We start from the raw sequence: 11,898 nt of genomic DNA on the forward strand, positions 1-11,898 counted from the left end.
GGTACGAGACCATCGCTCCTCTGGCCGAAGAAACGATGCCACCACCGCGGAAAGGCTTGTCGCCGATCAACAAACGTCGGTTGGAAAACTTCAAGGCGAACAAGCGGGGCTACTGGTCCTTCTGGATCTTCATGGTGCTGTTTGTGTTGGCGTTGTTCGCCGAATTTCTGGCAAACGACAAGCCCATTCTCGTTTCCTATAAAGGGGAGCTTCTTGCGCCAATTTTCGTTGACTATCCGGAAGAAAAATTCGGCGGTTTTCTAGCGGTAACTGACTATCGGGATCCCTTCATTCAGGATGAAATCAACGCAAATGGCTGGATGATCTGGCCGCCAATCCGGTATTCCTATCGCACGGTCAATAACGAGATACCGGTGCCTGCACCTGCGCCGCCCTCTTGGATGATGGATAAGCAGGAGCGCTGTTCGCGCTATCCAATGGGTGTGGACGATCCAAATTGTGTTTCAGGGAACTTCAACTGGCTAGGCACGGACGACCAGGGCCGAGATGTCGTGGCACGGTTAATTTACGGCTTCAGAATATCCGTATTGTTTGGTCTTGCGCTCACTCTTGCTTCTTCGGTCATCGGTGTGGCAGCAGGTGCGGTTCAAGGCTACTACGGCGGTTGGATTGACCTTGGTTTTCAACGCTTTATCGAAATCTGGACCGCAATTCCCACGCTCTATCTGATCTTGATTGTCTCCTCTGTGCTAGCACCGGGTTTCTGGGTTCTCTTTACCATATTACTGGCGTTCTCATGGGTGGCGCTTGTCGGCGTGGTACGAGCAGAGTTCCTGCGTGGCCGGAACTTCGAATACATATCTGCTGCCCGCGCGCTGGGCGTTTCCAATCCTGTCATCATGTGGCGTCACCTTTTGCCCAATGCCATGGTGGCGACCCTGACCTTCATGCCATTTATCTTGAACGGCTCCATTTCAACCTTGACCGCCCTCGACTTCCTTGGTTTCGGCTTGCCGCCGGGGTCCGCTTCGCTCGGTGAAATGCTGGCCCAAGGCAAGAACAATCTACAAGCGCCCTGGCTTGGCATTACCGGTTTCCTCGTGTTGTCGATCATGCTGTCATTGCTTATTTTTATCGGAGAAGCCGTGCGCGATGCCTTCGATCCACGTAAGAGCTATCAATAGGGGAGCGGCGCCATGACCAAAACAAACCAATCCCCTTTGCTGGATGTCCGCAATCTCTCCGTCGCGTTCGCGCAGGGTGACGCGGACACGACCGCCGTGGATCGCATTTCATTTTCTATCGGAAAAGGCGAAACACTCGCCCTTGTTGGTGAAAGCGGTTCTGGAAAATCTGTCTCTGCCTTGTCCGTCTTGCGATTGCTTCCGTATCCGGCCGCGAGCCATCCAACGGGTGAAATCCTGTTTGAGGGCAAGGATTTGCTTACCGCCAAGGATGATGACGTTCGCAAGGTCCGCGGCAATCGCATCTCCATGATTTTTCAGGAGCCGATGACGTCTCTGAACCCTCTGCACACCGTCGAGAAGCAGGTGTCGGAGATACTCAAGATCCACCGTGGACTGAGCGACACCGCGGCTCGCGAGCGCGTACTGGAGCTGCTGAGCCAGGTCGGTATTCCAAACCCGGAAACGCGGCTACAAAGCTACCCGCACCAGCTGTCCGGCGGGCAGCGCCAGCGTGTCATGATCGCGATGGCGCTTGCAAATGAGCCGGACCTTTTGATTGCGGATGAGCCGACCACCGCGCTGGATGTTACGGTGCAGGCGCAAATCCTGAAACTCTTGAAGGAACTGCAACAGCGCACCGGCATGGCGATGCTGTTCATTACACACGACTTGGGTATTGTTCGGAAAATCTCTGATCGCGTTTGTGTGATGACACAGGGGAAAATCGTCGAGCACGGTACGGCCACGGAGATTTTTGAGGCGCCGCAACACCCCTATACACGACATCTGTTGGAAGCCGAACCAAAGGGCCAGCCGCCAAGAACAGATGCAACAAAGCCCATTATCATTGAGACCGAGAACCTGAAGGTCTGGTTCCCAATCAAACGCGGTTTCTTGCGCCGCACGGTGGATCATGTAAAGGCTGTCAATGGCATTGACGTGACCCTCCGAGAAGGGCAAACGCTCGGAATTGTCGGCGAAAGCGGTTCTGGCAAAACAACCTTGGGACTTGCGATACTGCGCATGATTTCGTCGCAAGGCGCTATTCGCTTTCAAGGGGCCAACATCGAACAGGCGTCATGGAAAGACATGCGCCCACGTCGCCGTGACATGCAGATCGTGTTTCAGGATCCGTTTGGTGCGCTCTCCCCTCGTATGTCGGTGGCCGACATTGTGGGCGAAGGGCTTAAAGTTCACTGGCCATCCATTTCACCCGCTGAGCGTGATTATCGTGTAGCCAAGGCTCTGGATGAAGTCGGGCTCGATCCGTCCAGCCGTTTCCGGTATCCCCACGAGTTCTCTGGTGGACAGCGCCAACGCATATCCATTGCTCGAGCCATGGTACTTGAGCCGAAATTCGTGATGCTGGATGAGCCGACTTCGGCACTGGATATGAGTGTTCAGGCCCAAGTTGTTGATCTACTGCGCGATTTGCAAAAGGCCCACGATCTGGCGTATCTGTTCATTTCTCACGACTTGAAAGTGGTCCGTGCACTTGCCAATGACGTGATCGTCATGAAGTCAGGACAGGTTGTGGAATCGGGGTCGGCCGACAAGATCTTTGACCAGCCCGAGACGGAGTACACAAAGGCATTGATGGCTGCAGCCTTCCGCATGGAGGCGGTAGAAACCTCCGCCATCTCGCAGTGACCAATGTTGGCACACTTGAGTGAAGGGCTTGGGGTCAGACCCAGCGACGTACACGACGTGCATAGTCGTCGTAGTCACTGCCAAACTTTGCTTTCAGCGCGCGTTCTTCCGGGGTGATTTGAAATTGGTTCATATAGGCCACAAACACGATGAGGCCGGTGAATGAAGCCATGCTGGATAGAAAGATTGCCCAGCCCAACAGCATGAGAAGCAACCCCATGTACATGGGGTTGCGGGTATACTGGTAAACACCAGAGGTCACCAGCTGTCGTGCGTCTTCCGGATGGTGTGGATGAAAGGTTGTTTGGGCCCGGCGAAACTCCAACAGACCGGCGATGCCCAAGGCACTGCCACTCATGACACACAGGATCAGTCCCAATAGCGCGACGGATTGTGGTAGCGGATATCCGGGAATGCTGATCGCCAGCGCCCACATGAGGGCAAAACAGATACCACCAACAACGACCGGCGGAACTTTAAGTTCTAAAAATTTCATAATGGAGCCATGCCAAAGAAAAAGCCTGCCTCCACAATAGAAGCAGGCTTTTCAAAAATGCAAGGCGTATGAACGCTTTAGTCGGTGGCTAGTGCATTGCCAATCCAGGCCGTGATTTCTGGAACAAGTTGCTGATCGATGACCTCAGGCCCTTCCGGTGCACTCCAAACATGGTCCGTATCAAGAAGAATGAGCTTTTCATCGCCATGATGGTAGTTCATCCAGGCTTCGCCAGCATAGGGCTGTGGGGCAACGACCTGATCTCGATCACCCATGACCACAAGCAGCGGTCCTGGGTAGCCGGAAATGGCGGCTACAGGGAAGGTTCGCACCATTTCTTGATAAAATGCAGCCTTCAACGTGGTTTCAGCGCCCCAAGGGAGTTGCGCCGTGATAGGCGTGTCCGCAGGCTCTTCGAGAGCCGCCTTGACCTTATCAAGACCCAATAGGCCGCTGTAGGTCATGAGGGGGTGGGTGACCGGTGCCAGCAGAACAACCGCATCTACCAGCTCGTTCTCTTGAACCGCATGGGCAGCGGCGAGCCCCCCTTGGCTCCATCCCAAAACAACGACACGCGAATCCATGAACTCGTCCTGGGACTTGATCCAGTCGATGGCAGAGGCGGCGTCTGCAATCTGGCTGGAAAATGTAGTGTCAGCCCAATCACCTGCGCTATCTCCTGAGCCGCGAAAATCGATGCGTAGGCTGTTGAAGCCTCTTTCCGCAAACTGTCGTGCCATGCGTGAAAAAACGCCTTCTTCGGTGTCTTTGACATGCAGTTCATCACGCGATCCGGTAAAACCGTGAAGCATCAGGATGATGGGTGCATTCGTAGCGGTTTCGGTTGTTTCAAGTGTACCGACGATCTCTTGCCCCGCCGATGGAAATCGTACGATGGTTTCGGCTGCACTGCTGGTTGTCAGCGTCATAAGGGTTGCAGCCACGAGCGTCGCGACGCCCATGGTGGTTTTGGCAAAGAGCGATTGCATGAGGAAACTCCCTAAAAAGCAGTTCTTGTGAAAATAGCTTAAGAACTCACGCCATATACTAGCTACAGCTGAAAGCGGCGCAAGTTGGGGGAGTCAATGATGCCGTAATGTAAGTGGCAGTATGCGCCTCATTTAACGTCAGGGTGCTTCACGCTTTAATAGGGTTATTCGGCCATGCCTGCGATGGCTTGGGCAAATTCCTTTGCCGAAAACGGCTCAAGGTCATCCATGCCCTCGCCCACGCCAATGAAGTGCACAGGCAACCCGTGCTTGGCGGAAATGGCGACAAGAATACCGCCGCGGGCAGTTCCATCCAGTTTGGTCATCACAAGTCCGGTTACGCCTGCGACCTTGCCGAAAATCTCAACCTGATTGAGTGCATTCTGGCCCGTGGTGGCATCCAGCGTAAGAAGGACGGTGTGCGGTGCCTCTGGAACCTGTTTTTTTATCACGCGGATAATCTTCTGGAGTTCGTCCATCAGTTCGGAGCGGTTCTGCAAGCGGCCAGCCGTATCAATCAGAAGAACGTCTACATCGGTTTCAATAGCTTGCTTGACTGCATCAAAAGCCAGACCTGCCGCATCGGCGCCCGTGTCGCGGGCTATGACATCGGCGCCTGTGCGATCTCCCCAGATCTTCAACTGCTCGACGGCTGCGGCGCGGAAGGTGTCTCCTGCGGCCAGCATCACCTTTTTGCCCTCGCTGGCGAGTTTGGAAGACAGTTTGCCGATCGTGGTGGTTTTGCCGGTGCCGTTCACACCGACCATAAGTACCACGTGGGGCTTGTGCCCTGTGTCCAGATTGAGGGGGAGTGCGACCGGTTCCAAAACGTTTTCAACTTCTTCGGCAAGAATCTGGCGCACTTCCTCGCCGGAGATCTCCTTGTTGTAACGCCCATCTGCCAATCGTTCCGTGATGGTCATGGCCGTAGCTACGCCAAGATCCGCCTGAATGAGAATATCTTCGAGCTCTTCAAGGGTTTCCGCGTCCAGCTTCCGCTTTGTGAAGATGGAGGTAATGCCTTCTGTCAAAGCGTTGGAAGAGCGAGAAAGCCCGGCCTTCAGGCGCTGGAACCAAGAGAGCTTTTCAGATTCTTGGTTCAGGTCTTGCCGAGGTTCTTCGGTTTCCTCAGCGCCTTCGGCTTCTGGCTTTGCTTCCGCCGTTTCAGCTTGCTGTGCGCTCTCGGTTTCGACAAGTACAGAAGAACCTTCAGATTCTTCTGATTGACCAATCGTGTTGTCAGCGCTCACTTCTACAATTGAGGCTGTCTCTGATTCAGCAGATGCTTCAGAGGTTTCGTCATATTCGGGAGTTTCGCTGTCTAGCGAAGCGTCTGTCGCGTCACTTGGCGAAGCACCGGTGGGAAGCGCTTCGACTTCTGAAACCTCGGCTGCGGAGGTCTCATCCGCATCGATTGGCGCCTCATCCGTCTGCGGTGCAGGGTCCTGACTGTCCAGCGTGTCCAGTGCCGGCTCGTCAGCCGTCTTTTCTTCCGTTTTGCCGCCAAACAGGCGTGAAAAGAAACCTGACTTTTTCTCGCTCATACCCTACTGCAGTCCTTTAGAAACAAAAATCAGAGCGGATTGCCAATGACTTCGGCAATCAGATGTCTATGGGTATGACCCTTAATCCGTGCTTTGACAAGGGAGCCTGGCGTATTCGCGTCAAGTTCCACTTCTGTGAAGAGTTCCGTTCGTCCCAGCCCCTCTTTTTCAACCAGCACTTCACGCTCTTTTCCCAGTTCTGATTTCAAGTGTTGCAGCACGGCTTCCTCACCCTTTGTACGCAAGCGTGCGGCGCGCTCCTTTATGACTGCGCGATCCATCTGCGGCATGCGCGCCGCTGGAGTGCCGGGGCGGGGCGAAAACGGAAAGACATGAAGATAGGTCAAGCCACATTCATCAACGATGCGCAGCGTGTTCTCGAACATTTCTTCGGTTTCCGTCGGGAATCCGGCAATTATATCCGCACCGAATACCACATCCGGGCGCATTTTCCGCACATCCTCGCAGAATTTTATTGTGTCCTCTCGCAGGTGGCGGCGCTTCATGCGCTTCAGGATCATGTTGTCCCCGGCCTGCAAAGACAGATGGAAATGAGACATCAAACGCTGGTCTGTGGCGATCACTTCCATCAAGGCGTCATCGGCTTCGATGCTGTCGATGGATGACAGGCGCAGCCGCTTCAGGTCGGGTACCAGCTTGAGGATTTTGGCAGTCAGTGAGCCCAGTGTCGGCGTACCGGGCAAGTCTGACCCATAGGAGGTGATATCGACTCCGGTAAGAACAATTTCACCATAGCCGTTGTCAACTAGACGCTTGATCTGATCAATGACCACGCCCATGGGGACAGAGCGAGAGTTACCACGGCCGTAGGGAATGATGCAGAACGTACAACGATGATCGCATCCGTTTTGCACCTGTACAAATGCGCGTGCGCGGCCTTCCAGTCCATCAATCAGATGTCCGGCTGTTTCCCGCACACTCATGATGTCGTTGACCCGGACCTTTTCGGTTTCTTCAATCCCGAACTGTGCCACGCGGCCATAAGATGCCCGCTCCAGCTTTTCTGTATTGCCGAGCACGAGGTCCACTTCGTTCATATCGGCGAAAGTGGCGCTTTCTGTTTGTGCGGCGCAGCCCGTGACGATGATCTTTGCCTCCGGATTTTCCCGGCGTGCTTTTCGGATCGACTGGCGGGCCTGTCGCACAGCTTCGTTGGTAACCGCGCAAGTGTTTATCAACACCGCATCCTTCAGGCCGGCCGCCTCAGCCTCGCGCTTCATCACTTCGGATTCATAGGCGTTCAAACGACATCCGAATGTTACGACATCAATACTCAATTTGCTGGCTCCGCAACCGCGTCTCCCGCTGCGGTCTTCTCGTAGGTGAGGCTGTCCAAGTCCAGCAGCCCCTCAAAATCTATCATTGTTTCACCGGTCATGAAGATGTGGCCGGTGTCCTCCCGCCAGTTGATTTCCAACTGCCCACCCGGCAGATGAACTGTGGTCTGGCGTCCTGTCTTGTCCAGACGGGCTGCAGAAACGCCCGTCGCGCACGCCGCTGTTCCGCATGCCTCGGTCAAGCCGACACCGCGCTCCCATACCCGCAGGCGAATTTCATTTGGTGCAAATACATGTGCCAGTGAGATGTTGGCGCGTTCTGGAAAAATCGGGTGGTTCTCCAGAAGTGGACCAAAACGTTCCAGTTCGTAGGCCTCTACATCGTCCACCCAGAATATGGCATGGGGGTTGCCGACATTGACAACCGAAGGTGAATGCAGCGCAGGGTCATCGACCGGCCCGACTTGCAATTCAATTCTGCGCGTATCTGCAAACTCTTCTGCAAGTGGAATGTCTTGCCATTCGAAGCGCGGTTTGCCCATATCCACGCTCACCCGCGTCTCGCTGGCTGTCGCAAATGCCTGCAACAGCCCTGCATTCGTTTCTATGGAGACTGATGGAGCATCAGCTTCGCTCATGAGCAGGCGCCCTATGCATCGTGTGGCGTTGCCGCATGCATCAACCTGGCTGCCATCACGGTTATGGATCCGCATGAATCCGCCAGCGCCCGCCGGGGATGCTTCGACGGTAATCATTTGATCAAACCCGATCCCGGAGGTGCGATCGCCAATGGCTGCAATTTGTTCACGCGAAAGGTGAAGTGGCTCTTGCCGCGCATCAAACACGACAAAATCGTTGCCCAAGCCGTTCATCTTCAAAAATGGAATGCGCGTTTGCGCCATTGTGCAAGCTACCTGTTTGCCGGATTCAAGGTCGAGCGCCCTATATGGCTGAAAAACGCTCGGATTTCTAGGGGCAAAGCCATCACAAAACAAGCGCCATATGACGTTAGGTCATGAGACGATGGTCAACCTTCAACCTGCATTATCGCCCCCGGCTTGATCACTGCGAGAAGCTGTTGCATGTGTTCCGGATAGATGGCAACGCATCCGGCCGTCGGCGGGTAACCGTCACGTGCAATATGAAAGAACACGGCGCTGCCAGCACCCGGCACGACCGGGTACATGTTGTAGTTCATGACAACGACCACATCGTAGAGACGATCTTCCCGCCACATCTTCTCATGACTGTCGTCAAACGGCACCGTGATCGGCCGATTGTAGCAGGGGTGGTCTGGCGCGTCGCACCATCCCGCGTTCTGTATCAGCGAATCATGTGGCAGATATATCGGGTCCAGTTGGACGCGGTCAGGCCGGCTGTAGACATTCAGCAGTTCGAACCGTCCCACAGGTGTCACGCCATCGCCCTCTGTTTTACGGCGACTGATGCCGGATTTCCCCAAGGCACACGGAAAAGTGAGCTCACCGAAAGCCAGTTCGCCATGATGCGGCTCAGGACCTACTGAGCGCACGCGTAGGATTTGCGGGTTTTCTGAATTGAGCGGGACGGTAATAGGCAACATGTATGGGCAGGGTGCTTTCGGCAAGAACAAGGTAATTGCGCCTTGGAATAACTTTCTCTTCACCACGGCGTGAAACAGAGTTTATGGCGCAATCTTGTTTAAGGGCTGATTTTTTCGAGCTTTTTCTCGTTTGCTCAGGTTAGTATAACTATAAATATAGTCCAAGGGTGAACTGATGACTGCACGCAAAATACTGATCGTTGACGACGACAATGACCTTCGTGATGCGCTCGTGGAGCAGCTTTCCCTCTATGAGGAATTTGAAACGGTTGAGGCGGCGACGGCAGCCGAAGGTTTGAAGGTTGCCAAGAACGATCATTTCGACCTGCTTATCATGGATGTGGGGCTACCCGATATTGATGGTCGTGAGGCTGTGAAGCTGTTGCGTAAAAGTGACTTTCGCGCACCCATCATCATGTTGACTGGCCATGACACAGACAGTGATACCATTCTTGGCCTGGAAGCAGGGGCCAATGATTATGTCACCAAGCCCTTCAAGTTTGCTGTGTTGTTGGCGCGCGTCCGCGCCCACCTGCGCCAGCATGAACAAAGCGAAGACGCGGTTTTCACCATCGGACGGTTCACATTTCAGCCCTCCGCAAAGGTGCTGGTGGAAGACAACGGCGCCAAGGTGCGGTTGACCGAAAAGGAAACCTCGATTCTGAAGTTCCTTTATCGTGCGGGCGAAAAGCCCGTGACACGCGATGTGCTCCTCCATGAAGTCTGGGGATATAACTCAGGCGTGACAACGCATACGTTGGAAACCCACATCTACCGTTTACGCCAAAAAGTGGAGCGCGACCCTTCGAATGCTGAGCTGTTGGTAACCGAGGCTGGTGGATATAAGCTTGTGCCTTAGGCTGTTCCCGAGTAATTCAAAGCTATGAGTCTTGCAAATGACATAAGCGTCCTGAAACGCGTGCCCATGCTTTCCACGTTTTCTGAAGACCAGCTGCGATTGCTGGCCTTCAGCGCTGAAAGCATGTCTGTGCCCAAGGGCAGGAATGTGTTTGAAGAGGGGGAAAGAGCCGAAGGCGGGCTGGTCATTTCTGAAGGGTCTGTGCGGCTTGAAACGGGCATGGGCGATCATGCTGTGCAGCATGGAACCTTTGGCAAGGGAACTTTGCTGGGAGAAAGCGCCCTGCTTGCTGAGGGTTTTCGACCTGTGCGAGCTGTCGCGGTAGAGGACACGACGTTGATCCGCATTCGCCGCGCTTTGTTCGCTCGCATGCTCAATGAGTTCCCCGAGATTGCTGTAGAATTGCTTCGAACGCGGGCAGCGAAGTTCACCGAAACGACTGAGGCGTTGCAGCGCGTTGCTACACGGTTGGACTACGTTGAGCGACTTGATACGGCGCGGCGGGAAGAAAACGCAAAGCGCCGTAAGTCTGATTGACACGCAGACACGTTAAAACCCCGAAGCCATCTCCGGGGTTTCTTTTTCAAACACTCTCTTAAATGACGACGCAGAGGCTTAATGCCATGGATGGCTTTGGGCCATCTTGTCTTCGTGTGCGTCAATATGAGCGGCCTTTTCGAGTGTCAGCCCAATATCATCCAAACCATTCAGCAGACAATGTTTGCGAAAGCTGTCGATTTCAAAATGAATGGCGCCCCCATCCGGTCCGCGAATTTCCTGTGCTTCCAGATCCACCGTCAGTGTCGCGTTTGAACCCCGCGAAGCATCATCAAGTAGTTTTTCATGCTCTTCGGGTGTTACGACGATCGGAAGAATGCCGTTCTTGAAGCAGTTGTTGTAGAAGATATCGGCAAAGGACGTCGAGATCACGCAACGGATACCAAAGTCCAGAAGAGCCCAAGGCGCGTGCTCACGTGAGGAACCACAGCCGAAATTATCTCCGGCCACGAGGATCTTGCTGTCTCGATATCCTTGTTTGTTCAGTACGAAATCAGGATTTTCGGATCCATCCTCGTTGGTGCGCAGTTCATGAAACAATGCCGTGCCGAGCCCTGTACGCTTGATCGTTTTCAGAAACTGCTTTGGGATGATCATATCGGTATCGATATTTACCAGCGGCAACGGGGCCGCAACCCCTGTCAATTTGTCGAATTTTTCCACGAGCAGGTTCTCCTCGGATCTCTGGAATGATGAGCCTAACGGGTTATCCCGCGGATAGGCCTTGTTTTTGGTCGATGCCCAGCATCAGGTTCAAGTTTTGTATTGCCGCGCCAGACGCGCCCTTGCCCAGATTGTCGTAGACTGCCATCAGAAGGGCTTGCGCCTTGTCGTCATTGGCAAAAACGTGGAGGCGCATGATGTTGGTGCCGTTATACGTCTCCGGATCAAGCTCTGGGGTTTTATCTAGGTGCTCAAGGGGCGCCACTTCTACAAAACCACGACCTGAGGGATAGTAGTCGGCAAGGGCGGCATGCAGCTCGGCTGCCTTCGGAATGCGGGGCAGGGTAGAAAGCTGCAGGGGCACGGAGGTCACCATGCCTTGTGCGTAGTTTCCTACGGCCGGCTGAAACAACGGCGCTCCTTTAAGCCCGGAATAATGTTGCATTTCGGGCAAGTGTTTATGATTGAAGGTCAGACCATATGGCATGTACGGGGCCGGGTGGTATTCTGCCTCGTACGTTTCCATCATCTGTCGCCCTCCACCGGAGTAACCAGAGATGGCATTCATGACGACGGGATAGTCGGCGGGCAGAAGCCCGGCGGCAATAAGGGGGCGCACACAGGCAATCAGGCCCTGCGGATAGCATCCGGGATTGGCTACGAACCGTCCCCCAGCTATGGCGGCTTCTTGATCTGATGCCATTTCGGCAAAGCCATAAACCCAGTTGGGATCCACGCGGTGTGCTGTGGAGGCGTCGATCACTTTTGTCGTTGTGTTTTTGATGAGCGAGACACTTTCCACTGCAGCCGCATCGGGCAGGCACAGAATGGCAATATCCGCTGCGTTGAGCAGCTCGGCGCGTGCGTCAAGATCCTTGCGTTTGGACGGATCAATGCTGAGCAGTTCGACATCACGTCGGCAAGCCAGACGCTCACGGATTTGCAAACCCGTCGTTCCAGCTTCTCCGTCAATGAAAACACGTGCTGTCATGGCAGCTCAACTCCTTGGCTCGAGGTAATCTTGTTCCAAGCCTTTTACACTTAACTAGCTGAATTGTCATACAGGGCTGCGCAAATGTGTAGCGGCGTGTGCTCAAGTCGCCATTGAGTG

At 54.3% G+C, this 11,898-nt stretch carries 12 protein-coding genes; 4 read left to right on the forward strand and 8 right to left on the reverse strand.

All coding sequences use genetic code 11. The annotated features are described in order from the left end of the window. Positions 1-35 precede the first annotated feature (35 nt). Together G512_RS0103705 and G512_RS0103710 are read left to right on the forward strand one after the other, a co-directional pair. On the forward strand, positions 36-1,145 hold the full coding sequence (locus G512_RS0103705; protein ID WP_208974941.1) for an ABC transporter permease: 1,110 nt from the start codon (positions 36-38) through the stop codon (positions 1,143-1,145). Between the two features lie 12 nt (positions 1,146-1,157). Beyond that, entirely contained in the window at positions 1,158-2,798 is a 1,641-nt protein-coding gene (locus tag G512_RS0103710; protein ID WP_028480541.1) for an ABC transporter ATP-binding protein, read from the forward strand. Positions 2,799-2,832: 34 nt separating this feature from the next. Here G512_RS0103710 and G512_RS0103715 read toward each other — a convergent pair whose 3' ends face one another. The 6 genes from G512_RS0103715 to G512_RS0103740 all read right to left on the reverse strand — a co-directional run bounded on the left by G512_RS0103715 (position 2,833) and on the right by G512_RS0103740 (position 8,707). Next, a complete protein-coding gene (locus tag G512_RS0103715) occupies positions 2,833-3,294 on the reverse strand; it encodes a methyltransferase family protein (protein WP_028480542.1) in 462 nt (153 codons plus the stop codon). A gap of 77 nt (positions 3,295-3,371) precedes the next feature. Beyond that, the gene (locus tag G512_RS0103720) at positions 3,372-4,283 is read right to left on the reverse strand and encodes an alpha/beta hydrolase family protein (protein ID WP_178378244.1); all 912 of its coding nucleotides are present in this window, start codon (positions 4,281-4,283) and stop codon (positions 3,372-3,374) included. A gap of 164 nt (positions 4,284-4,447) precedes the next feature. After that, complete coding sequence (gene ftsY, locus G512_RS0103725; RefSeq protein ID WP_028480544.1) at positions 4,448-5,827, reverse strand: signal recognition particle-docking protein FtsY; 1,380 nt, start codon at positions 5,825-5,827, stop codon at positions 4,448-4,450. Positions 5,828-5,856: 29 nt separating this feature from the next. Further along, complete coding sequence (mtaB, locus tag G512_RS0103730; RefSeq protein ID WP_028480545.1) at positions 5,857-7,125, reverse strand: tRNA (N(6)-L-threonylcarbamoyladenosine(37)-C(2))-methylthiotransferase MtaB; 1,269 nt, start codon at positions 7,123-7,125, stop codon at positions 5,857-5,859. Further along, on the reverse strand, positions 7,122-8,027 hold the full coding sequence (gene dapF, locus G512_RS0103735; RefSeq protein ID WP_028480546.1) for a diaminopimelate epimerase: 906 nt from the start codon (positions 8,025-8,027) through the stop codon (positions 7,122-7,124). Before dapF ends, mtaB begins: the two co-directional genes overlap by 4 nt. 125 nt (positions 8,028-8,152) lie before the next feature. Further along, the gene (locus tag G512_RS0103740; RefSeq protein ID WP_051268921.1) at positions 8,153-8,707 is read right to left on the reverse strand and encodes a L,D-transpeptidase family protein; all 555 of its coding nucleotides are present in this window, start codon (positions 8,705-8,707) and stop codon (positions 8,153-8,155) included. A 175-nt stretch (positions 8,708-8,882) separates the two neighbouring features. Between G512_RS0103740 and G512_RS0103745 the strand changes: the two genes are divergently transcribed. Then, positions 8,883-9,566, forward strand: coding sequence for a response regulator transcription factor (locus G512_RS0103745; protein WP_028480548.1), 684 nt, complete (start codon positions 8,883-8,885; stop codon positions 9,564-9,566). A gap of 24 nt (positions 9,567-9,590) precedes the next feature. Then, positions 9,591-10,103, forward strand: a complete 513-nt coding sequence (locus G512_RS0103750; RefSeq protein ID WP_028480549.1) for a cyclic nucleotide-binding domain-containing protein — start codon at positions 9,591-9,593, stop codon at positions 10,101-10,103. A 78-nt stretch (positions 10,104-10,181) separates the two neighbouring features. Here the strand turns inward: G512_RS0103750 and leuD are convergent, their stop codons facing one another. Both leuD and argC read right to left on the reverse strand, forming a co-directional pair. Further along, positions 10,182-10,787: a 3-isopropylmalate dehydratase small subunit gene (leuD, locus tag G512_RS0103755; protein ID WP_028480550.1), complete on the reverse strand. Its 606-nt coding sequence runs from the start codon at positions 10,785-10,787 to the stop codon at positions 10,182-10,184. A 43-nt stretch (positions 10,788-10,830) separates the two neighbouring features. Further along, positions 10,831-11,778: an N-acetyl-gamma-glutamyl-phosphate reductase gene (gene argC / locus G512_RS0103760; RefSeq protein WP_028480551.1), complete on the reverse strand. Its 948-nt coding sequence runs from the start codon at positions 11,776-11,778 to the stop codon at positions 10,831-10,833. Positions 11,779-11,898: the final 120 nt, after the last annotated feature.

It is taken from the genome of Pseudovibrio exalbescens DSM 16456 (assembly GCF_000422785.1).
GTDB classification, from domain to species: Bacteria; Pseudomonadota; Alphaproteobacteria; order Rhizobiales; family Stappiaceae; genus Pseudovibrio; species Pseudovibrio exalbescens.